Source organism: Agarivorans sp. B2Z047, from assembly GCF_023373605.1.
GTDB classification, from domain to species: Bacteria; Pseudomonadota; Gammaproteobacteria; order Enterobacterales; family Celerinatantimonadaceae; genus Agarivorans; species Agarivorans albus.
Genome location: NZ_CP088080.1, coordinates 2,746,018 through 2,769,262 on the forward strand (window position 1 = coordinate 2,746,018; position 23,245 = coordinate 2,769,262).

The 23,245-nt window shown below is 43.1% G+C and carries 19 protein-coding genes and 1 pseudogene; 10 read left to right on the forward strand and 10 right to left on the reverse strand.

The features are described 5' to 3' along the window. The first annotated feature begins 314 nt into the window (after positions 1-314). The 4 genes from malQ to msrB all read left to right on the forward strand — a co-directional run bounded on the left by malQ (position 315) and on the right by msrB (position 7,432). Positions 315-2,513 (forward strand): 4-alpha-glucanotransferase, encoded by a 2,199-nt coding sequence (malQ, locus tag LQZ07_RS12685; RefSeq protein WP_152782826.1) that lies wholly within the window; start codon positions 315-317, stop codon positions 2,511-2,513. Between the two features lie 170 nt (positions 2,514-2,683). Then, complete coding sequence (gene glgB, locus LQZ07_RS12690; protein ID WP_152782829.1) at positions 2,684-4,894, forward strand: 1,4-alpha-glucan branching protein GlgB; 2,211 nt, start codon at positions 2,684-2,686, stop codon at positions 4,892-4,894. 49 nt (positions 4,895-4,943) lie between these two features. Next, positions 4,944-7,043 (forward strand): glycogen debranching protein GlgX, encoded by a 2,100-nt coding sequence (gene glgX, locus LQZ07_RS12695; protein WP_152782832.1) that lies wholly within the window; start codon positions 4,944-4,946, stop codon positions 7,041-7,043. Further along, entirely contained in the window at positions 7,040-7,432 is a 393-nt protein-coding gene (gene msrB, locus LQZ07_RS12700) for a peptide-methionine (R)-S-oxide reductase MsrB (RefSeq protein ID WP_256471091.1), read from the forward strand. Before glgX ends, msrB begins: the two co-directional genes overlap by 4 nt. Before the next feature lie 8 nt (positions 7,433-7,440). Here msrB and LQZ07_RS12705 read toward each other — a convergent pair whose 3' ends face one another. Further along, positions 7,441-8,268 (reverse strand): DUF2989 domain-containing protein, encoded by an 828-nt coding sequence (locus LQZ07_RS12705; protein ID WP_152782834.1) that lies wholly within the window; start codon positions 8,266-8,268, stop codon positions 7,441-7,443. 168 nt (positions 8,269-8,436) lie between these two features. On the opposite strand from LQZ07_RS12705, the gene LQZ07_RS12710 reads away from it, so the two are divergent. After that, the gene (locus LQZ07_RS12710) at positions 8,437-8,718 is read left to right on the forward strand and encodes a YeaC family protein (RefSeq protein ID WP_016403283.1); all 282 of its coding nucleotides are present in this window, start codon (positions 8,437-8,439) and stop codon (positions 8,716-8,718) included. Here the strand turns inward: LQZ07_RS12710 and ansA are convergent. Together ansA and sppA are read right to left on the reverse strand one after the other, a co-directional pair. Next, positions 8,715-9,725 (reverse strand): asparaginase, encoded by a 1,011-nt coding sequence (gene ansA / locus LQZ07_RS12715; protein ID WP_152782837.1) that lies wholly within the window; start codon positions 9,723-9,725, stop codon positions 8,715-8,717. The genes LQZ07_RS12710 and ansA overlap by 4 nt on opposite strands. A gap of 83 nt (positions 9,726-9,808) precedes the next feature. Then, complete coding sequence (gene sppA, locus LQZ07_RS12720) at positions 9,809-11,635, reverse strand: signal peptide peptidase SppA (protein WP_152782841.1); 1,827 nt, start codon at positions 11,633-11,635, stop codon at positions 9,809-9,811. Between the two features lie 156 nt (positions 11,636-11,791). Here sppA and LQZ07_RS12725 point away from each other — a divergent pair, with 156 nt between their 5' ends. The 3 genes from LQZ07_RS12725 to LQZ07_RS12735 all read left to right on the forward strand — a co-directional run bounded on the left by LQZ07_RS12725 (position 11,792) and on the right by LQZ07_RS12735 (position 15,184). Continuing rightward, positions 11,792-13,813, forward strand: coding sequence for an FAD-dependent oxidoreductase (locus tag LQZ07_RS12725; RefSeq protein ID WP_152782843.1), 2,022 nt, complete (start codon positions 11,792-11,794; stop codon positions 13,811-13,813). Positions 13,814-14,023: 210 nt separating this feature from the next. Beyond that, a complete protein-coding gene (locus LQZ07_RS12730; RefSeq protein WP_152782846.1) occupies positions 14,024-14,563 on the forward strand; it encodes an NAD(P)H nitroreductase in 540 nt (179 codons plus the stop codon). A gap of 6 nt (positions 14,564-14,569) precedes the next feature. Continuing rightward, positions 14,570-15,184: a DsbA family protein gene (locus tag LQZ07_RS12735; RefSeq protein ID WP_152782849.1), complete on the forward strand. Its 615-nt coding sequence runs from the start codon at positions 14,570-14,572 to the stop codon at positions 15,182-15,184. Here LQZ07_RS12735 and LQZ07_RS12740 read toward each other — a convergent pair. The 5 genes from LQZ07_RS12740 to LQZ07_RS12760 form a co-directional block, all read right to left on the reverse strand. Further along, on the reverse strand, positions 15,181-15,861 hold the full coding sequence (locus tag LQZ07_RS12740; protein WP_016403276.1) for a DUF3334 family protein: 681 nt from the start codon (positions 15,859-15,861) through the stop codon (positions 15,181-15,183). The two genes, LQZ07_RS12735 and LQZ07_RS12740, sit on opposite strands and share 4 nt — an antisense overlap. Before the next feature lie 419 nt (positions 15,862-16,280). Further along, complete coding sequence (locus tag LQZ07_RS12745; protein ID WP_249483126.1) at positions 16,281-17,177, reverse strand: Mu-like prophage major head subunit gpT family protein; 897 nt, start codon at positions 17,175-17,177, stop codon at positions 16,281-16,283. A 4-nt stretch (positions 17,178-17,181) separates the two neighbouring features. Then, positions 17,182-18,003 carry a phage protease gene (locus tag LQZ07_RS12750; RefSeq protein ID WP_152786527.1) on the reverse strand — a complete coding sequence of 274 codons (822 nt, stop codon included), beginning with the start codon at positions 18,001-18,003 and terminating at the stop codon, positions 17,182-17,184. Between the two features lie 2 nt (positions 18,004-18,005). Continuing rightward, complete coding sequence (locus LQZ07_RS12755; protein WP_152786528.1) at positions 18,006-18,377, reverse strand: Mor transcription activator family protein; 372 nt, start codon at positions 18,375-18,377, stop codon at positions 18,006-18,008. Positions 18,378-18,822: 445 nt separating this feature from the next. Then, positions 18,823-19,269 (reverse strand): hypothetical protein, encoded by a 447-nt coding sequence (locus LQZ07_RS12760; RefSeq protein ID WP_249483128.1) that lies wholly within the window; start codon positions 19,267-19,269, stop codon positions 18,823-18,825. Between the two features lie 886 nt (positions 19,270-20,155). Here LQZ07_RS12760 and LQZ07_RS24680 point away from each other — a divergent pair. Next, the gene (locus LQZ07_RS24680) at positions 20,156-20,416 is read left to right on the forward strand and encodes a DNA-binding protein (protein WP_227981593.1); all 261 of its coding nucleotides are present in this window, start codon (positions 20,156-20,158) and stop codon (positions 20,414-20,416) included. Here LQZ07_RS24680 and LQZ07_RS24685 read toward each other — a convergent pair. Continuing rightward, positions 20,332-20,520 (reverse strand): annotated as a pseudogene (locus tag LQZ07_RS24685) (helix-turn-helix domain-containing protein); the annotation flags it as partial. The gene LQZ07_RS24680 and the pseudogene LQZ07_RS24685 sit on opposite strands and share 85 nt — an antisense overlap. Before the next feature lie 233 nt (positions 20,521-20,753). On the opposite strand from LQZ07_RS24685, the gene LQZ07_RS12765 reads away from it, so the two are divergent. Further along, positions 20,754-21,524: a S24 family peptidase gene (locus LQZ07_RS12765; protein WP_152785028.1), complete on the forward strand. Its 771-nt coding sequence runs from the start codon at positions 20,754-20,756 to the stop codon at positions 21,522-21,524. Between the two features lie 233 nt (positions 21,525-21,757). Here LQZ07_RS12765 and asnS read toward each other — a convergent pair whose 3' ends face one another. Then, on the reverse strand, positions 21,758-23,158 hold the full coding sequence (asnS, locus tag LQZ07_RS12770; protein ID WP_152785026.1) for an asparagine--tRNA ligase: 1,401 nt from the start codon (positions 23,156-23,158) through the stop codon (positions 21,758-21,760). Positions 23,159-23,245: the final 87 nt, after the last annotated feature.

Genomic DNA, 23,245 nt, shown 5'->3' on the forward strand with positions numbered 1-23,245 from the left:
TGATACCTAATGTTCCAAGTGTTAACAGATGTAGAAATTGGTTGTAAACTTACAACATTTTTAAAATTGGTCAAGTTCAATCGCCAATTAATTTGCGCGATATCAATTAATGGTTTAAAAATGAGCAAGCTAACATTTGCAGGAAGAAGTATTAGCTTAGAAGTAAAAAAAAACAATCAATATCACTCAATCTCAGATAAAATTAATTTAGCGAAATTTGTGCTAGATCGATAAATCGAGCGTTAGGATGAGTACAATACACGCGCTAAAAAAACAATAATTAGTTAGATAAAAGCAATAACTCGGGAAATGTTATGTCAGATCAAATCATTGAACAGTTGGTAAAGCTTCGCGGCATTGAAACCAGCTACGTAGATGCTTGGGGAAATCCGGCGCAAGTCGTACCTGAAAGCAAATCGAAACTGCTAAGAGCGTTAGGTTACCCTGTAGACGATGCAGAGCAACTAGCACAGCGCTATGAAGAAGATGTACTAAATTACTGGCAAAAAGTTATGCCAGTAGTAAAGGTAGTACGTGTAGCTTCTGAATATCCATTAGAGATCCGTGTTCCTATCGAGTTAGCTAATAAAGCATTCACTTGGAAGTTGAAAACAGAGCAGGGTGAAGAATTTAAAGGGCAGATTACGCCTGTAGATGGTGAGTTAATCGAAGCTCACGCTATTAATGATGTTGAGTACCAAGCTTACATCGTTAACTTAAGCCTAGATTTACCTATTGGTTACCACACTTTAAGCATTTCAGTTAAAGGCGGTCGTAAAGTTTTAGCTGAAACGCGTTACATCGTTGCACCTAAAGCTGCTTACATTCAGCCACAAATTGCTAACGGCAAAAAAGTATGGGGCCCAAGTGTACAGCTTTACTGCCTACGTACAGAGACTAACTGGGGTATCGGCGACTTCTCAGATTTACAGGTTTTAGTTAAAAATATTGCCGAGCGCGGTGGTGATTTTGTTGGTCTAAATCCGATTCACTCGCTATACCCAGCTAACCCAGAAGCAGCTAGCCCATATAGTCCTTCTTCACGTCGTTGGTTAAACATTGTTTATATCGACGTTGAAGCTATTAACGAATTTGCTGAGTCAGATGCTGCAGCCTTGGTTGCTAGCGCTGCTTTCCAAAACCGTTTGGAGCAATTACGCAGCAGCGAGTGGGTAGACTACACCGGTGTAACTGAAGCAAAACTTGAAGCTCTTAAACTGGTGTTCAAGCAGTTCCAAACTATTCAGAAAGGTCGCACTAAGCGCGCGAACGCTTTCCGTACATTTATTAAAGAAGGCGGCGAAAGCTTACAAGCTCAAGCTACTTACGATGCACTACAAGCTCACTTGTACGATAGCATTGGTAACGCCTGGGGCTGGCCAGCATGGCCTGACGAGTACAAAGAGTACCACCTACCAGCGGTTGCTGAATGGGTAAAAGCTAACCAAGAGGCTGTAGATTTCTACTTGTGGTTGCAGTGGATTGCCGACGAGCAATTAGCAGCAGTAGATGCAGTAGCTAAAGAATCGGGTATGGCTATGGGCCTTTATCGTGATTTAGCTGTAGGTGTAAGTGAAGGTAGTGTTGAAATTTGGGCAAACGGCGATTTGTATTCTCTAGATGCAAGTGTTGGCGCTCCACCAGATATTCTTGGCCCACTTGGTCAAAAATGGGGCTTGCCTCCAATGGACCCTGCAGTGCTAGAAGAACAGCAATACCAGCCAATGGTTGACTTATTCCGTTCTAACATGCGCTCATGTGGTTCTTTACGTATCGATCACGCAATGGCTCTATTGCGCTTATGGCTAGTTCCTGTTGAAGATTCAGCGGATAAAGGTGCTTACCTTTACTACCCAATTCAAGATTTGCTAGGAATTTTGGCACTTGAAAGTCACCGTAACCAGTGTTTAATCATTGGTGAAGACTTAGGTACTGTTCCAGACGGCATCTTCGAAGTTCTCCAAGAAAACGGTGTTCACTCTTACCGTATTTTCTTCTTCGAACAAGCTGAAGATGGTGGCTTTATTTCACCTGCTCATTACCCAGAGCAGGCAATGTCTGCGGTAACCACTCATGATATGCCAACCCTACGCGGTTTTTGGCATTGTGATGATTTAGCGTTAGGTCGTGAGCTAGGCATTTATCCAGACGAAGAAGTGCTACAAAGCCTTTACCAAGATCGTCATGAGAACAAACAAAAGCTGTTAGATACCTTGCACGGTCACCAAAGTATTCCAGATTACATCTCTCGTGATGTTAACTGGGTAGGCATGGATAAAGGCCTTAACTACGGTATCCAAGTACACATGGCAAAAGGTAGCTGTAACTTGTTATCTGTTCAGTTAGAAGACTGGATGGAAATGGACAAGCCAGTTAACGTACCTGGTACTTCAAGCGAATATCCAAACTGGCGTCGTAAGTTAACTTGGAACCTAAGTGACCTGTTTAACAACCACGATGTACAGCACTTAATGTATTCATTAACAGACGCTCGTAACAAAGCTAGCAAGTAAATTTGATGCATTTATAAACAAGCGCTCTTCGGAGCGCTTTTTTTTTGCCTATGAAAATGTTTTCTATCTCACTTTACTACTGATTAATTGAGAAAAGCTCGAAGAGTTGCGCTAACCTAAGCATTAATGACCAAATCCCCTTATTCTCAGGACGTTAAGGTAAGTACATAATGAAACAATCTTTGTCTTCTCAGGTTTCTAAATTAGTTCAACAATTGTCCAGCGTGCGTTTAAGTGAGCCATTTAATGCTCTGGGTTTAAACGCAAAAGCCAAAGGTAAAGGCTTGGTGTTAAGGGCTTGGCAACCTGATGCAAAAGCGATAACTGTGATGTCGCTAAATGGCGAAGTTTTGGGAACTATGGGCCAGTTATCTCCTCAAGGTCTTTTCGAATTAGAGTTTGATGCTGAAGAGCACTTTGCTTACCAGTTAGAAGTTGAATATGCCGACAGCAAACTAACAGTAGTAGACCCATATCAATTTACCGACCTAGCTTATGATGGCTTAGCTACAATGACTCACGCGCCGCAAAACCTTTACCAGGTGTTAGGTGCACAAGTTAAAACCATTGAAGTGGACGGCGTTCAAGTAAAGGGGGTTCGTTTTGGAGTGTATGCGCCTAGTGCATCAAGTGTGAGTTTAATTGGTGATTTTAACCATTGGGATGGTCGCCGCTTGCCTATGCAACGTTCACTAGATGGCCATTGGGTGTTGTTTGTTCCAGGATTAGATTCTGGCACCAAGTACAAGTACGAATTAAAAGATCGTCATGGTCACTCGCTGCCACATAAAACTGATCCTGTAGGTTTTAGCTCTGAGCAGTACCCGTCATTTGCCTCTGTAGTTTGGGACCATGACCAATATCAGTGGAATGACGATGAGTGGATACGTTCTCAAAATAACGATAAGCGTCACCAACCAATGAGCATATATGAAGTGCATCTTGGTTCTTGGCGTCGCAAAGTTGAGGCCACCGGCAACAACTATTTGAGCTATCGTGAACTAGCTGTTGAGTTGGTCCAGTATGTCAAAGAGATGGGTTACACTCACATTGAAGTATTGCCTATTTCTGAGTTCCCATTCGATGGTTCTTGGGGTTACCAGCCTATCGGGTTGTTCGCTCCAACGAGCAGATTTGGCAACCCAGATGACTTTAAATTCTTAGTCGATCAATGCCACCAAAATGGTATTGGCGTTATTGTTGATTGGGTTCCTGCACACTTCCCAAGTGATTCTCACGGCTTAGCCCAATTTGATGGCACGCATTTATACGAATATGAAGACCCACGCCGCGGTTGGCACAACGATTGGAATTCATACATCTATGACTTTGGCCGCGATACCGTGCGCCAATTCTTAGTTGCCAGTGCTCTAATCTGGTTAGATAAATTCCATGTAGATGGTTTACGAGTAGATGCAGTAGCATCGATGCTTTACTGGGATTACTCACGAGAAGAAGGTGAGTGGGTGCCAAACGTAGATGGCGGAAATCATAACTACGAAGCTATTAGCTTACTTAAGTGGTTCAACGAAGAAGTTTATCGTCAGTACCCACATGCTATGACCATAGCAGAAGAATCAACGGCATTTGCGGGTGTTTCTCGTCCTACATTTACCGGCGGCTTAGGCTTTGGCTTTAAGTGGAATATGGGTTGGATGCATGACTCTTTAACTTATATGCAAAAAGATCCTGCATTCAGAAAGTATCACCACAACGAAATTACCTTCGCCATGGTTTATAACTATGACGAGAACTTTGTTTTGCCTATTTCACATGATGAAGTCGTTCACGGTAAGGGCTCATTGCTAGGGAAAATGCCGGGTGATGAATGGCAACAAGCTGCTAACCTGCGTGCTTACACCGCATTTATGTATGCGCATCCGGGTAAAAAGCTAAACTTTATGGGTAACGAGATTGCACAAGCTAGCGAGTGGAATCACGATTCAAGCCTTGAGTGGAATGTACTGGAATATCCTAAACACAAAGGGCAGCAAGAGTTAGTTAAACAGCTAAACAAAGTGTATCGCGAGCACCCAGCGATGTTTGAAGGTGATTATGACACTCAAGGTTTTGAGTGGATTGATCACGACGACTGGGAAAAAAGTGTGTTGGTATTCCAGCGTAATGCCTTAAATAGTCAACAAAAAGTAATTGTAGTGAGTAACTTTACCCCGGTTCCTCGTGATAACTACCGTTTGGCTGTGCCAGAGCAAGGCCGCTACCGCATCATTTTGAACTCAGATTCAGAAATGTACTGGGGCGGCAACTACGATGCAGGAATTGAATTCCAATCTGAATCAGTTGCTAGCCATGGTCGCGAAATTTCTGTGATTTTAAACTTGCCACCGCTATCAACATTGTATTTAATCAAAGTAGATTAAATACATTGTTTATACCCCCTTGCTGGAGCGGGGGGGTAATAAGGTTTGCATGTCTACAAGAAGTCAATTAAAGCCTTTGCCTTTTAGCCTGAGTCATTTTCAGGTTTCCCCTGGAAGAGATTATCCTCTCGGCGCCACTCTCGACGAAAATGGTTGTAATTTTGCCATTCATGCCGGCGATGCGAAGCATATTGAGCTGTGCTTATTCGACGAACATGAAAATGAAGTTGCGCGCCTTGTCTTACCTGGCAAGCAAGGCGGTATCCGTTTTGGGTATGTGAAGGGTATCAAGGCCAATCAATACTACGGTTATCGTGTTTTTGGAGCTTATCAACCCGAGCACGGCAATTGGTTTGATCCAAGAAAGCTCATTTTAGACCCTTACGCAAAAGCCATTTCTCGTCCACTAATATGGGATAGCAAAGCCTACCAAGAAGATAATGCAGACTTAATACCTAAGTGTATTGTTTGTGATGATCACTTTGATTGGCAAGGTGTGACTAAACCTAATGTAGATCGCCAAGATATGGTGTTATACGAAACTCATGTTCGAGGGTTTAGTAAGTTAAATGCACAAGTTACCGAGCAACACCGAGGTAGCTATTTAGGTGTATCTGATAGCGCTAGTATTAAGCACCTAAAAGATTTAGGTATTACCTCTGTTCAGTTGTTACCTACAGCTGCGTTTATGTCTGAGCCCAGATTAAAAGGCCTAGGGTTAAGTAACTATTGGGGGTATAACCCAATATTATTTATGGCGCCTGAGCCACGTTATGCTAAATCAAATGCCTTGATTGAGTTCAAGACCATGGTGCGCGAGCTGCACAGAAATGGGATTGAGGTGATTTTGGACGTGGTGTTTAACCACACTGCAGAGTCCGGTGATGATGGCCCAACCTTGTGTTATAGAGGTTTAGATAACAAACATTACTATCTGTTTGAACAGATTGGAGATAGTCCAGACTATAGCCATTACGCCAACAATACCGGATGTGGTAACAGCGTTAGTTTAGATCACCCGGTTAGTTTGAGGCTAGTGCTTGATAGTTTGCGCTATTGGGTTGAAGAGATGCAGGTAGACGGCTTTCGTTTCGACTTAGCTGTTAGCCTGGGCCGCGAGAATAACCATTACACCAGTCAAGCTGCATTTTTTAAAGCGGTGGCTCAAGATCCTATCTTGTCTCAGGCGAAGATGATCGCGGAACCATGGGACATCGGCCCTAATGGTTATCAGCTAGGTCACTTCCCTGAACGCTGGATGGAGTGTAATGACCGATTTAGGGATACCAGCCGTGGCTTCTGGAAAGGTGAGCATGGTTTATTGGGCGAGATGGCGACTCGCATTATGGGCTCGCGAGATCTGTTTTTAGCCAGCCGAAGAAGTATTCATACTAGCGTTAACTATATTTGTTATCACGATGGTTTCACTTTAGAAGATTTAGTTAGCTATGAGCAACGTCATAACCATGCAAATGGTGAAGAGAACCGTGATGGCCACGGCCATAATATTTCAGCCAACTATGGTGAAGAAGGGCGAACTAAAGACAAACAGGTTTTAGCTTTACGTCGTAAACAAAAGCGCAATTTACTCGCAACGCTAATGTTATCTCAAGGTGTACCGCATTTTCTTGGTGGTGATGAACTTAGCCGAACTCAGCAAGGCAATAACAACGCCTACTGCCAAAACAATGAAATAAGCTGGTTTGACTGGAATTTGGACCGTGATCAAAAAGAGTTTCTAAACTTTTGTCAGCAACTTATGGCACTGCGCAAGCGTTCTCGCGTTTTTCATTATCTGCAGTTGGAAAATGACAGTTACGAGAAATGTCATTCACAATTACATGGAGTGCGCTGGTATCGTCACGATGGTGAGAACATGCACCAAGAAGACTGGCATCAATCGCACGGTTGGGCTGTGGCAGTAGAAGTAAGAAACCTTCGAGAATCCAAAGAGCGTTGGTTATGGATTATTAACGCCAACTCTCATGAAATTGACTTTGTTATCCCAACTGCCGAGGGTAAATCAATTTGGTGTCAACAAATGGATACCGCAAATGAGCAAGCCATATTCAAAAAGAAACTTCGGGGCGTAAGTAGTGTCAAACTTAAAGCAAAATCAATGTTATTGTTGGAACAAGTAAAATCGTGAGTAAGATTGTAAAAGACGAGCAAGAATGGCAAGCCTTGTTAGGTGAAATGGCTTACCAAGTAACTCGAAAAGGAGCCACAGAGCGTCCATTTTCAGGGACTTTGCTACACAATAAACAGCAAGGTGTCTATCATTGTATTTGCTGCAATCAGGCGCTATTTAACTCTGAATCAAAGTTTGATTCAGGTTGTGGCTGGCCGAGTTTTGATAAGATTGCAGAGAGCAGGGTCGTTACTTTTGTAAGAGACCAAAGTCATAATATGGAACGGATCGAAGTACGCTGTAGCCAGTGTGATGCGCATTTGGGCCATGTATTTAACGATGGCCCTACCGAGACAGGAGAGCGTTACTGTATTAATTCAGTCGCTCTCGACTTTACTGCTGAGTAAACCCGCAACTATAAACGGTATTGTCTTTTTTCTATTTGCTTAAAGATAATACCGGCTTCTTCTTTTAAAACTTTCTGCTGTTCTTCTGAAAGCTTTAACTTGTGGTTAAGGCCGGAGTAGTCTTGCTTGCTGTGATCTTCGAACAAGGCCGCAACTTGAGCCCACAAATAAGCATGACGGTAATCTTTTAGCGTCATGTATTGAGAGGTAATTGCCTCCGCATATTTGGCAGGTATGGTTTCTTCCTCACCAAACAACTTAAAGGAATTTTGCAGGATGTTGATAGTCTTTTTAGCGTCTTTGCCACTGTAGTAAATAGCTAATGTCCACTGTAAATCGGGGTGATTAAGCTGATCTGTTCCTTCAAGCGCAAGAAAGCGTTTTCCAGCTGCTTGATCGCGAAACTGTGTCCAGTGATACATAGACAAAAATGGGTAGTTAGACTCTTTAGTTTCTGCTTCTAGGCGCTCGAGCTCTTCAAGGGAAGTGAGTAGGCCGATTACTCGTTGAGTTTTACGAGACTTGTCGTATTTAGGTTCAATGCTGGCTGCTAGCTCTATGCAAAAATTATAGTCTCGGTAGTTTTTAATGAGCTGGTATTGGTTTATTTCACTCGCTTCATTCATTTCATTGAAGCGGCTAATGATTACCCCATTGCGCTCTTTTTTACACCAACCATCGCGATTTAAGTCTTCACATAATTCTGGGTTGTTTTTACAAATGCTTTTAACTGAGCGGCTACCAAAGCCGAATAAATCAAATCCCGAATCGCAACCACTTAGTACTAGAGGTAGTGCTAAAAAAAAGCTATAGCCAAATGGCTTTACTAAAGACAAATCATTTCCCTGAATTCAATTTAAACAATGCTTTATTGGGCTAAGATTACCACAAATATTTTCCATATAGCTTCTCCTAATTTGCCCAGTTAAGTTAAGTGGTCAGAATATAGCTTGGCAGTGTTGTGTCGGTTTGTTAGTGTTCCCATAACATTATAGGAGTGATAAATGGATGTAGATAAATTGTTAGCTGCAATTAGCCCTGAGATTTACCAGAATATGCTAACGGCGGTTGAAACGGGTCGCTGGCCTGATGGCAAGCCAGTAACTGATGAGCAACGAGATCATACCCAGCAAATGGTTATCTTGTATCAGTCTAAACATAACCATCAGCCCCAACATTTTACTGTTGGAACAGATGGTGAGTTAGTAATGAAATCCAAACAAGAGTTGAAACGTCAGTACAAAGAGGACCAAACTATTATTAGTGTTCCTCAGAATGACAGTTAAATAGAGATTTCGCCTCGAATGTCTTGGCAAAGTAACTCACGAATTCGCTGGCTAGGTAGGTTCTTACTTAGCAAGTAATGTAATTTGGCCAGTGCTGCTTCGGTAGTCATATCGCCACCACTTACCACTCCAGCTTTCGCTAACGCATTGCCAGTAGCATAACCGCCCATGTTTACTTTACCGGTTAAACATTGGCTAAGGTTAATAACAATAATGCCTCTATCGCTGGCTTCTTGTAATTGCTCTAACATTGATTGATGTTGTGGAGCATTGCCTACACCGTAACTTAGCAGTATTAACGCCTTAACAGGTTGAAGTAGCAAATTTCCAATAACTTCAGTTGAGATTCCAGGGTAGAGGCTAACCACTCCTATAGGTTGCGGCACAATGGGACTAATTTGCAGAGCGCTAATCCCCGTTGGTCGAACTTGCCCAGTGATAACTTCAATATCAATCCCAGCCTTTAACAATGGCGGGAAATTAGGCGACATAAAGGCATCGAAACCATCCGCATGCGCTTTAGTGCTTCTGTTTCCCCTTAACAATTTGTTGTTAAAGAATAAGCATACTTCATGAACTGGGTAATACGCCGCTAGGTATAAGGCATTTAGTAAGTTGGTTTGCCCATCTGATCGCAATTCACTGAGTGGAATTTGCGAACCAGTAACAATTACCGGTTTGCTTAAGTTCTCCAGCATAAAGGATAGGGCTGATGCAGTGTAAGCCATAGTGTCGGTGCCGTGCAGCACTACAAAACCATCGTATTTTTCGTAGTTGGCTTGTATATCCTCAGCAATTAGTTGCCAATGCTGCGGATCCATATCTGCGGAATCTATTAGGGGAGAAAACTCATGTACCGTGAATTCGGGCATTTCATCGCGTTTGAACTCTGGCATCGCCTCTAGGCAATCGCGCATGAACCCGGCAACTGGCACGTAGCCTCTTTCGCTACGTTGCATACCTATGGTACCGCCAGTATAAGCAATATATATTGATTTTCGATTCATCAGACTATAATTCAAAGAATTTGTGAAATTATAGTCTGATGTTTGTCTAAAGTAATTAGCCGTTTATGTTTATTTAATTCAGCTTAAAATTGTTCACATACCGCACAGAAGCTGTATTGACCAAGTGGGTCGCTAAACTTGTCTATTGCAGGCGCTTGTTCAGCAACTTGGTTAAACAATTGCCAATTAGGAACAGCATTAGCTAGCGCGGCACTGATTTGGCTGTCAAAGAATTGAGCGATTAAGCGCTCTCTTGGATTAAGCGGAGGGGTTAAAGTTTCTACTTGGTAAGAATCCAATTCGTTTATACTCGCTGCGTAATCAATTGCGTCGTTCAAATCCCCTAGTTGGTCAACTAAGCCGTTGTTTAGTGCATCTTGGCCAGTCCAAATTCGTCCTTCGGCGATCTTTTCCATGTTAGATAATGGAATGTCCCGTCCTGCAGACACTAGCGATAAAAAGTCGTGATATCCGTGTTCAACATTAAGTTGAATAATCTCGGCCAGCTCTTTTGGTAAGGGCTGGAAAGGACTAATCTCTGCTAGTGGGCTGGTTGCATAACCATCACTGCTAATACCTAGTTTGGCTAAGGCATTTTCTAAGGTGGCAAACATACCAAAAATACCTATAGAACCAGTAATGGTTGTAGGACTAGCAAAGATTTGATCCGCAGTTGATGATATCCAATAACCGCCGCTAGCGGCTACGCTGCCCATGGAAACAACTACAGGTATTCCTTGTTCTTGGATTTGCTGTAATTTTTCACGGATAAGCTCTGAGGCAAATGCACTTCCACCAGGGCTGTCTACGCGCATCACTACTGCTTTAATCTGCTCATCATCCAATACTTGATTGAGCTGGGCTAATACGGTGTCGGCTGCAATTACCTTTTCTTGTCCGCGTCCTCCAACAATGGCGCCTTGGGCTACAATGAGTGCGATTTTGTTTTCACTGGAAGGTTCATCTGCCACGTTTTGCAGATATTCTGCGTAATGGCGAGCTTGATAGCTGTCGCCCTCGTCATTTTCGCCAAAAGTATCTACTAATATTTGTTTAGCTTGAGCGCGGGTAGTTAACTGGTCAACTAAACCAAATTTTTCCGCATATCTTGCCCCGTTACCATCTACTGTTTTTAATCGTGCTAGCAAAGCGGATGGTTCAGGCAGAAGGTGATTGACCGATAGTTGACGGTTGTTAGCAACGGTATTTAGATAAGCTGACCATAATTGGTCCATCCAACGCGCTAAATCCTGTTTAGCTTCATCAGACATATCGTTGCGTAGGTAAGGCTCAACAAAAGATTTGTGGGTTCCTACACGAAACACGTGGGTGGTAATATCTAACTTGTCGATGGCATCTTTAAAAAACAAACGACGTGAGTTCATACCACGCATCAACACTGCGCCTTTTGGATTCAGTAATAACTGATCTGCAAAACTGGCTAAATAGTATTGGTGCTGGTCATAGTAGTCGGCATAAGCAATGATGGGTTTGTCGCTGTCTTTAAATCTTTTTAAGGCTTTGCCAATAATTGCTAATTTAGTTTGGCTGGTATTTGGCATTGCACCAAGCTCTAACACTAATCCGGTAATGTTGCTATCAATCCTGGCTTCATCAATGGCTTTAACCACATTGTGCAGGTCAATCTCTTTTTCTGTGTTATTACCTAATAATTCGTTACTTAGCTCGGCCATCGGGTTAACACGTTGGCGCTGTTCTACTATCTGCCCATCTAACACAATCCTTAGAGCTGCAGCACTCGGCGGTTCAACGGGTTCTTGACTAACACTGCTTAATGCAATGATGACCATCACAACCATAAACAACAGAAACAAATTAACTAATAGAGAGCGTATGAAGTTTAAGGTTCGCCAGAAAAAGCGAAATATGTTCTTAATTAATTTAAACACTGTGGGTCACTTAATAATGTCAACAATAACTAAACGTTACCATAGTCATATAAAACAGGCACCTGCAAATATTTAAACAAACGTTTGAAACAAAGGTTTAGTTTGTATACTCTATTAACAGTTTCATAACATTAACCATGGATTGAGGTTACACAGATGACCAAGTACCCCCATTTACTAGCACCATTAGACTTAGGTTTTACCCAATTGCAAAGCCGGGTTTTAATGGGGTCTATGCATACTGGTTTAGAAGAAGAAAAGGGTGGTTTCGAAAAACTTGCCGCCTTTTATGCACTACGAGCAAAAGGTGGAGTAGGTTTAATTGTTACTGGTGGTATAGCACCTAATTTTAGAGGGCGCTTAGCGCCAAACGGCTGCCAGTTAAGTTTTCCGTGGCAAGTAAAAAAGCATCGCACTATTACCGACGCGGTGCATAAAGAGGGCGGAAAAATCGCTCTGCAAATATTGCATGCTGGTCGATACGGCTACCACCCATTTAATGTTAGTGCTAGTAAGATTAAAGCGCCCATTTCCCCCTTTAAACCTAAAGCTATGAGCGAGCGGCAAATAAAAAACACCATTAAAGATTTTGCCAACAGCGCAAAATTGGCTAAAAAAGCTGGTTACGATGGTGTTGAAATTATGGGCTCTGAAGGGTACCTAATTAATCAGTTTATATGCGCACGCACTAACCAGCGTAGTGATGGTTGGGGTGGAAGTTACCAAAATCGTATTAAATTTCCCTTAGAAATTGTTAAGAAAACACGTGCTGCAGTTGGAGACGATTTTATCATTGTATTCCGTCTGTCGATGTTAGATTTAGTTGAAAAAGGCAGCACTTACGAAGAAGTTGTCACCTTAGCTAAAGCACTTGAACAAGCCGGGGTAACTATTCTAAATACTGGTATTGGTTGGCACGAAGCGCGTGTACCAACTATCGCCACCAGTGTGCCACGAGCAGCCTTTGCTTGGGTAACAGAAAAGATAAAGCAACACGTTAGTATCCCCATGGTTGCAGTAAACCGAATTAATACACCCGATGTAGCAGAGAACATATTGCGGTCAGGGCAAGCTGATATGGTTTCCATGGCTAGGCCATTGTTAGCTGATCCCATGTTTGTAGAAAAAGCCAAAAATAATCAAGCGGCTCTAATAAATACCTGTATTGGCTGTAACCAAGCTTGTTTGGATCATGTCTTTAAACAACAGCGAGCGAGTTGCTTAGTTAATCCGCAAGCCTGTTATGAAACAGAGCTTACCTTCGAAAAAGACTCAGGCAGTAAAACTATCGCTGTTGTGGGAGCAGGCCCTGCCGGACTGGCATTTTCTTGTTATGCTGCGGAGCGTGGTCATTCCGTTACCATCTACGATCAAGGTTCTCAGATAGGTGGCCAATTTAACTATGCCAAGCAGATTCCTGGCAAGGAAGAGTTCTACGAAACCTTACGCTATTTTGCCAATAGAATTAAACAGCTAAACATTAAGGTTGAATTAGAAACTAAGGTTGATGCGCCGATGTTAGCAGGCTTAAACGCCGATGAAGTCGTAATAGCTACCGGTATTTCTCCAAGAACCCCTCCGATAGAGGGCATTGAGCACGATAAAGTTTATAACTACTTGGATGTATTAAGAGACCATAAGGAAGTAGGAGAGCGAGTCGCGATTATTGGCGCTGGCGGAATAGGCTTCGACGTAGCCGAGTTTTTGGTAGAGCAAAAGCCTTCCTTATCAACCAATGTTGGACGTTGGCTTGATAATTGGGGAATAGATAGCAGCATGGCAGAAGCCGGCGGATTAAAAGAGCACAACAATCATCCTGCTTTACGTAAGGTGTATTTATGTCAACGTAAAGCCAGTAAAGTGGGTAAAAACTTGGGTAAAACTACAGGCTGGATCCATCGAGAAACCTTGAAGAAAAACCAAGTAGAAATGCTAGCGGGCGTCGAGTACAAAAAAGTAGATGATCAAGGCCTACATATTTCTGTCAACGGCGAAGACTCGATTCTTGAAGTTGACCATGTGGTGGTTTGCGCTGGGCAAGAGCCGTTAAGAACCTTGCATGATGATTTAACTGCGCTTGGTGTTAACTCTCACCTCATAGGTGGAGCAGATGTAGCAGCAGAGCTTGATGCCAAGCGTGCTATTCGCCAAGGTGCTGAACTAGCGGCGCTTATTTAACTTAAGCCATTGCTGAACGAGAGCAGCTGTTTGCTTGGGGTTTTGTTTTACCCAATCTTGCAACTGCTTGAGTTGCTGTTGACGTATTTTGTTTAAATGTTGATGCCGCTCTAAAACCATTTCAAAAGCGCCTAAACCTGTGGGTACTTGGCTTTACTTTTAGCATAATTCGCGCACAATGGCGCTATATTTAAGTGGTTAAGGAAAACAATGAAAGCCTTAGATTTATTACTAAATTGTCACTCTTGCGCGCGTTTAGCTGCACCAGCACCAGAAGGTGCAGAGCTGGAAACCATTTGGAACGCTGGCCTTAGAGCTCCCGACCATGGAGGCTTAAGTCCTTGGCGTTTTATTCATGTTAGTGGTGAAGGTCTATCAAAGCTTGCGGGAATTTTTGAACAAGCAGCACTAGCAGAAGAGGGCGATGCAGAAAAAGCGAAAACCATGCCGTTTCGTGCACCGCTAATTACTATTGTCATTGCCTCACCCAAAACCCATTCAAAAGTACCTGAGATTGAACAAGTACTGTCGGCTGGTTGTGCTGTGCATGCCATGCAAATGGCAGCCTATGCCCAAGGGTATAATGGTATTTGGCGAACAGGGCCTATGGCGTATAGCTCAATTGTAAATCATGAACTTGGTTTAGCCGAACATGAATCAATTGTTGGTTTTCTCTATCTAGGTAGCCCACAAACTAAGGTAGCGAAGCCAAGGGAATTACCATTCAAAGACTATGTCACTTGGTTGTAAATACTTATGGCTAAATACCGACTGTATTACGTTCATGACCCTATGTGTTCTTGGTGCTGGGGTTATAAGCCAACATTGCTAGAACTTGAGCAGATATTGCCTAGCAATATCGAGTTGGTGTATTTACTCGGTGGTTTAGCGCCCGACTCAGATCTTGAAATGCCTGCAGAGATGCAGGCTTTTTTGCAGCAAACTTGGCGGAAAATAGCCAATCAATTGGGGACTCAATTCAATTACCAGTTTTGGGAATTAAATACCCCAAGGCGTTCTACTTATCCAGCTAATCGAGCAGTTCTTGCGGCGAAGCAACAGGGTGCTGAGAAAGCGATGATAGTTGCTATTCAGCAGGCTTATTATTTAGATGCAAAAAATCCTTCAGATCTATCTGTATTAATTGATTTAGCTGAAGGATTAAACTTAGACCTAGAGAGCTTTAAGACTGGTATTAGCAGTGAAAAACTGAATGCTAATTTACTCGAAGAAATTGAGTTTGCTCGAAGCCTGCCTATTCAAGGTTTCCCATCTTTAGTGCTAGAGAAAGATGGTCACTTTCATTCGGTAGGTTTAAATTATAAAGATGCCCAAGCAAGCCTTGAGCATATTCAACAGTTACTGGCTTAAATACCTAGCTCGTCAAGTAAGTCTTGATCAATGGTTTGCGCTACGTCTTTTGGCTCTTGCTCTGCTTTCTTCTGTGTAGCGGCTTGCTCGATAAGATCATCCGGATCAACATCGTCTTCTGTTTCAAACTCATGAAGTTTAATAAACTCAGTTTTATCCATGGCTAGTTCAAGATAGAAGATGTTGTTCTTAGCGGTAGTGAAGGTTACTCGTCTAGCTTGAGGTCGGTCCAAGTTTGTATCAATTGAGATTAAAACTTGCTTGTTTAAAGCCAACATTTTGGGTTGGTTTTGAGTGAGAGAGGTTTGCAATTCTTTACCGATAACGCCAGTAAAGTAACCCACCATTTGATTCATTAATTCACCCATCACATTGCCCACTTCGTCGGCAGTATGTTGCTGAGCAAGCTCTGATTCTGGGATCCCCATGTGAAGCATGTAATTGCGGTAAATCTCCATGGCCGCATCGGCAGTAAAGTTAATAACCACTAAACCAGAGAAGCCGCCATCAAACAGAACAAAACAGCCAATATCTGGCTTTAAACAAGTCTTGTTTATCTTTTGCACCATGGCCGAATATTTAATTTCACTGGTGGTAGCCTTGCTTAATACATTGGTTACCGAGTTACACAAGGTAAGTAATACGTCTTCAGTGGTTACAACTTTTAATTTTTTCATGTAAATCCTTTTTAACTGCTTCCCGGCCGCGCCGTGGTAATTGGCTTAAGTATGGATGATGAATACAAAGCTGTATAGCTTTGATTGCTAAGCTATATGCAGCAAAGAGTTCGAGTGTGAGGATGATCTAGAAATAAAAAAGCCTCAATAAAATTGAGGCTTTTAGCGATATTTAGTGATTGTAGCGCGCGAATCGAAATGGTAAAACGGATCATCTAAAGTGGTAAAAAAGGGGTTTACCACTTTGCCGGATACGGTGCTTGTTTTTTGTTCGGTTTTAGGTTGGAAACCCCTGTATTTTCTTGCGGATAAAACAGGGTGTTAAGATAGGCGGGATTTGATAGCGTGGCAAGTTTATTAATGGAATCGCTAAGCTAAAAGGCGGCTTTCACCACCTTACTGGTGAAACTTATAGCGAATTAGAGGTCTTGAGAAACCAACAATTCGACTGTTTTGTAATTAGTATTACTTTCACCGTTATCTAAACGCTCTCGCAGCAATATAGCCTCAGCCGCAGCACGCAATCCTACAGGAACAACTAAGATGGACGGTTTGATCTTTAGCGATTTCCCTTCACTGTCTTTCTGGGACATCATCCCATCGTAAACTTTTGTGAAGTTCTCCGCCGTGAGCTCCTCTTGAGAGCCAGCAGCCAACTGCCAGAAGGAGTAGCCAGCGTTACCACGCGCCCGAACACCGAAAAGATATTCGTCGTAAGTAAATACATGCGTATCATTGGCATCATCAACTCGTTGAAGCTCTGGCTTGATACGTTCTTGCCAAATCAAAGGCTTGATTGGGCGTCTCGTATCAAGCAAATACCAACCTTCTTGTGGGTTACTTGGTGGAATATAGGCGTTAGAAACGGTGCCACCTTTTTCTAGGGGATGGTCTGTATCAAAGAACGGTTGCCCATCATAACAAAGCTCTGTAAACCCGTTCTTAAGCAAGCTGAAAATGTGCTCGTCGGGATGCATGCGTGCATCATAACCCATCTCTTTGAAGACAATACCATAGCGGCCATAATCATTATCTTCATAGTCAACGCGACCAACTCTGACAGATGATTCAAAGAGTTTATTCACAATGTTGTATTGGTGTTTCGCCAGGTCTTTTAACTGACGCTCTCCAATCCATTCCTTAAGACGTGGAAAGTCTCCCAAGAAGCCGTAACCTGTAGCGCCAGCTGCTGACTTAAGCACCGTTGCGATAAGTTCATGCTCTGGGTTGGGTCCCGCCATCCCTTCGTTAAACTTGGCTGCAAAAGCTTTGCTTGATTCAATTACAATGTCGTTAATATCAATCGGGTCTGGCATTGGTTTAATCCTCTTTATTGGTACTTAGAAACAGCTCTTCAGACACGTCCACCTGACGACACACCGCTTTTTGCAATGGTGTTAGCTTGGAATGAGGTGATTTAGAGGCGGTAGATTGTTTAATTGGCTTCTTCAGATGTGCAAAAGGTTTGCCCATTGCGGCAATAAAGGCACTGAACTTTTCAGCCCCTTGGGAATTACAAGCGGTGAGCATAAATTCACGCTGAGAAGGGGGGAAAGCCCCTTTTTGCATTGCTGAGCTCACCAGCTTTTCGTTCTCGGCGTTCTGTTGGTTCAACTTGACGCGGTTTAAGGCTTTGAGCGCAGATTCTGGGGAATTAACATCAGAGCCTAACGCAAGAGACAGCTCATCCCAGTTGCGCCCGTTTTCAGCTTCTTCTGAGTTTAACGCCGTCATAACCAAGTTGGGTTTGTTGGTTAAACCAACACTGCTAAATCTCTTGATTTCGCCGCTAACCGTATGCAGGAAAGCTGGAGAGATAAAACGGTATTCTTTCGAGGAGATGTGGTTTTGGGCTTTTTCTGTCCATTCTACTTTTGCCCAAACTCCGTCGTCTCTGACTTCTAGTTCTTCAATCCATCCTGCCGCTACTTGCTCGTCAGGCCCTTCGCCATCTTCAGAGCCATGTTCATAATCAACGACCAATGGAAGACCGCGCTCATTAAACGCCTCAACGATAAGCTCGGGATTGGATAGTGAAAAGGTGCGCCCATCCAGCCCTTTGATTTGTGGGCCGCTTGGTAAGATTTGAACCCACTCCGTATTGTCTTTGGGGAGTTCTTGGCACAGTGCAATAAGGGGCATGTTTAGCCCTCCTCTTGAGTTGTTTGGTGTTCTTTGCGTTTCTGTTGGATGATGCGATAAACCGCTGGCTGAGATAGTCCGTATTCCCGAACTAGCTGGGTAATATTCTTTCCATTAAAGTCGCGCCAAATTGCATTATTTCTAATGTGAATCTTGAGAGCTGTGGCACGAGGAAAGTAGAGTTGTGCGCCACCAAAGTTTTTGCTCAACATCATCACAAGGCGAGCGGCAACTTCTCCACTCTCATCTACATCAACCAGTTCTTGCTTTAAAGCCTCAAAAACTTCTCCAGTAAGCCCCGACCAGCGACAAGAATCGCTATTCTCAAGAAAGCTGGTTAAATCTGCCACAATTAATGCTTGTTTATTTTTCATTTCTATAACCTCGAAATGCGCTTAACACATGCCAACAAATAACGTGAAATAAAGCGTAATAATGTTTTCTGATAAAGTCACACTATTATCCGTTAGTCCTTTTTCTTAGGTTTTGATAGGCTTTTAAAGCTGAACTGAGGGTTTTAACCCTGTTTAAAACACGTTTAAATCGCCCGTAAGGCGTTTAAATACTTTTGACCCAAGCGACCACACTAGAAATAGTTTCCAGCGCCTTAGAATGGCGCTGATGAATTGTGCTAATTTTGCGCTTTGTTCTTTTCGCGCTGCTCTTTGATGATGGCGTAAACGCTCGCTTGGGTTATTTCGTATTGGCGAGCTAGTTGGAATCTAAATTTCTGATTGCTTGCTCAGGTCGTGGGGAAGGAAAACAAAAAAGGCGCAACTATAATAGCTGCGCCTTTTTAACGTGTTTTAAAATGGTGTTTTAGGCGTTTTTGTTTGAAGGTGTATAGCTGACACGCTCCGATTGAACCAGTGCAAGCAACACTTCATGGGGTAGCGTCGTTCGTAGAATGGCTAGAGCCTTTTCTTGCTGCAAGGTTAAACCAAACTTATCAACCCCATGAGCAACAGCGTCCCCATCTCCACATAGCTCACTGTTAAGTGCTTGTTTTATTCTCTCTATAGACTGGCTTGCAACTGACGCTGAAAACAGCGCTTCATGGCATTCCGTCCACTGCTTCGAGTTTTTTGCGCTCTGAGTCTCCGGAACACGCTGGGCTATGACGACAAGATCTTTCAGATGGTGAAGTAAATAGTTAACTTGCTCGGGGAAGTGGGCTTTAAAGGCTTCGCTGTACTGATAGTCGCTAGGCTGTAATCTGGCAGTAGCGGTTAGAGTGGTGTTCTCTACAATTGTTGGTTTAGGCATGATGCCTCCTTGAGTGAGTACATAACCCACCGCCAGAGGTCTCAATCTCTTATGGCGGTGAGACGAGTAGAGTTGAGACTACCGGCACTCAAGGGAACCGGCCTGCCCGCAGGCAGCCCCACTCGCCTCACCATAAACTTAGGTGTGCGAACGCTGAACACAAAAAACCACGCGATGGAAAACGGAGCGTGGTATGTGCTCCCTGAGTATACACGGGGTCTCAATCCCGACACCAGATTTTGCTAGTGTATGTAGAAAGCTAGTTTATATTGGTGATAATGTCAATACCTGTCTAATGGCAAGCCAGCATTTAATGCGTAGTGTGTAGATAACGACTGGGGGTTTAAAGTGCTCGTTAATATATTCCCTAAATACTGTTCTAAGAGTACTCATAGCGACTTCAACTTGTATTATGAGGCTCATTGAGTTGTTAATAGAAACGAGTTTTGCTTTAAAAAACTCTTTGAACACAAAGCCCAATAATAACGGACTGCTAACACGTTGCTTATGTGGGCAACAAATAGACAGGTAAAACAAATCCATTGATAAAAAGGGCAAATAATTAACGAGTTCACTTTCGTTAATCTCTTGGATAAGCGAATGACAAACGAATGGTACGCAATAGACGCTTTTATATCAGTGGGGGGCTAACCATCACTCGAATTATTATTGATGGTTTTATTATTTATAACTTTGTGCGGCCCTCTTTGGTTTATTTTTTGGCGTTGTAACAGCGAAATGTTACGACTACGGAATTTAATACAGATCAAACGGAACACAAACGGAAGGTATTCCGTTTAAAGGGTTCATTAATTTGCATAAGCTATTGATTTTGCAGTAATTACGTTAAACAGATGGAATTCCGTTTAATCAAGGCTTAAACGGAATGAAAGACTGGTTTACGTTAAAGGAATTAGTAGGAGCTCCCGGGCTCCCTGCGACAGATAACGCCATCCTGAAAAAAGCAAAAAAAGAAAATTGGAAAAGGCGAAAACCTCCCGGTGTAAAGGGCCGTCTGCATGAGTACGCATTCGATAGCCTCCCCGTAGATACGCGGGCGTACCTATGGGGAGGGGAGACAGAGACTCGGGAAGAAACTAAAAGCGCGTTGGCTACTATCTGCTGCCCTTTAGGCCACTTGCCGTGAAATTCATTTCTAAGAGTATTTGAAGCTAAGCCGTTTTTTCTGGATAAAGCGGAGAGATTTAAACCCTTTTTTCTAAGGCTGCTTTTATGTCCGCGGGATGCCAATCCATACGTGAATGGTTATTAACTATTTTAATCGTAGGCACTTTGTGCGACCCTTTTTGGATTAAACTAAAGTTGTAACACCTAAATGTTACGACACCGGATATGATTATAGGTTAAACGAACAATAAACGAAAGTATATTCGTTTATTATTCGGCAGAATAAACCTAAGTCACTGATTTGTAACGGTAAATGATTAGCGAACTTCGCTTTCGTTAATCTCTTGGATAAGCGAATGATAAACGAATGGTATGCAATAAAAGAATTGGTTGGCCTTCCCGGTTTGGGGGGGGCAGAGCGAGCTATTCAGCAAAGAGCAAAGAACGAAAATTGGCGAAGAAGGAAGGCTCCCGGAGTTAGGGGGCGTGCTTATGAATACCACATAGAGTCATTTCCTATGGATACACGGGCGCACTTGCTAGAGGCTGCGGCTTCTTTAGAAAATACAAAAAATGCCGCTTCCTTTAATGAAGAGGCGGATAGCATGATCCCTATCTATGACATAGCCGCTTCTGCTGGACCGGGAAACGCAGCTCGGAACTTTGTCGGCCATGAACTATTTTCTATGAGCGCGGAGGTATTTAAAACGTTAGGTATTACCCCTAAATCTTTGTTTTTAATCCCCGTCATGGGCGACTCTATGGAGCCGACACTCCACGACGGTGATCACATGCTGGTTATGACTCGAGATGATGACTCTATACCTATCAAAGGGGGGATCTATGTCCTACGTCACGGCGAGGACCTGATGGTTAAGCGGCTCGATTTTGACACAGATCAACGCGTATTAACCGTCAGAAGCGACAACCCTGACTACTCAACAAAACGTCTAAAGGATTCTGATTTGGAACAGATATCCATAATTGGGGAAGTCGTGAGAGTTATTGCTAAAATTCGAAAGCACCAAGGGGCGGTTGAACCTGTATCAAACCGAACAAGCCCCGCCAAACTTAGCGACCATATATGCAAATGCGGGGACGACTGCGACCAAGACTGCGCCGCTTAAAGTCAGTTTAAAGAGCTTTTAAAATGCTTGGTGAATTGCTGGGGCTTTCCCAGTTCTACAGATCCATTTTTAATTTCGAGCTCTTTTTTACCACTTCGAATCGTCGGTGAGTATGCCGATGGTCGATCTCCACGAAGCCCGTTATGTAAGGGGCTTTCCCGTTTAATTCCAATAAATCCCGTCTAATCCCGGGTTACCACTTCAATTGATCCTCTACAGTGATTAACTAAATATTAGTATTCGGCATTTTTAGGTGCGCGAGGGAACGGTATTACGTCACGAATATTGCTTACGCCAGTTACGTAAGATACTAAACGCTCAAAGCCTAAACCAAAGCCTGAGTGTGGTACAGTGCCGTAACGACGCAGGTCGCGGTACCAAGAGTAGTCATCTTTATTAAGCTCTAGCTCTAGTAAACGGGCGTCTAGCACGTCTAAACGCTCTTCACGTTGGCTACCGCCAATGATTTCGCCAATGCCCGGTGCTAGAACGTCCATCGCTGCTACAGTTTTACCGTCGTCATTCTGGCGCATGTAAAACGCCTTAATGTCTTTAGGGTAGTTTTTAACTACTACTGGCGCTTTAAAGTGTTCTTCTGCCAAGTAACGCTCGTGCTCTGAAGACATATCGATGCCCCATTCTACGTCGTACTCAAACTTTTTGCCGCTATCCTTAAGGATTTGAATTGCGTCGGTATAGTCTACCTGTGCAAAATCGGCACTTACAAAGTTCTCTAAACGGCTAATAGCTTCTTTGTTGATACGTTGGGCAAAGAAGTTCATGTCGTCCATACGTTCATCAAGAACCGCTTTGAATACATACTTCAACATGTCTTCTGCTAATTTTGCTACGTCTTCTAAATCCGCAAAGGCCACTTCAGGTTCAACCATCCAAAACTCAGCCAAGTGACGGCTAGTGTTTGAGTTTTCGGCGCGGAAAGTTGGACCAAAGGTATACACTTTAGACAAGGCACAAGCGTAGGTTTCAGCATTCAACTGACCAGATACTGTTAAGAAGGTTTCTTTACCAAAAAAGTCTTGTTGATAGTCAATATCGCCTTTGTCGCTTAGCGGTAGGTTGTTCATGTCTAATGTAGATACACGGAACATTTCACCAGCGCCTTCGGTATCACTACCGGTAATAATTGGCGTGCTTACCCAAACATAACCTTGTTCGTGGTAAAAGCGGTGAATAGCTTGAGATAAACAGTTACGTACACGGGTTACCGCGCCAATTACATTGGTGCGAGGGCGTAAGTGAGCGTGTTCACGTAAGTACTCGATGCTGTGGCGTTTTGCCGACATTGGGTAGCTGTCAGGATTTTCTACCCAACCAAGCACTTCAACTTCTGTAGCTTGAATTTCAAATGATTGGCCTTTACCTGGTGATTCAACAACTTCACCAGTTACTACAACCGAACAGCCGGCAGTTAGTTTAACGACATCATTCTCATAATTGGCTAGGGTATTAGGTGCCACAGCTTGAACGGCGTCGAAACATGAACCGTCGTGAATGGCTAAGAAAGAAAGACCTGCTTTTGAATCACGACGAGTGCGGATCCAACCCTTAATTGTTACTTGTTGACCAACGCTGAACTTTCCGCCCAAAACGTCTGTCACTGAAGAATGCGTCATAGCAAACAACTGCTCCGATTTGATAGTGCTAATATTGTAAGGTGACCAATGTTACTTCTTAGGGCTAAAGACTCAAGTAAAAATTGA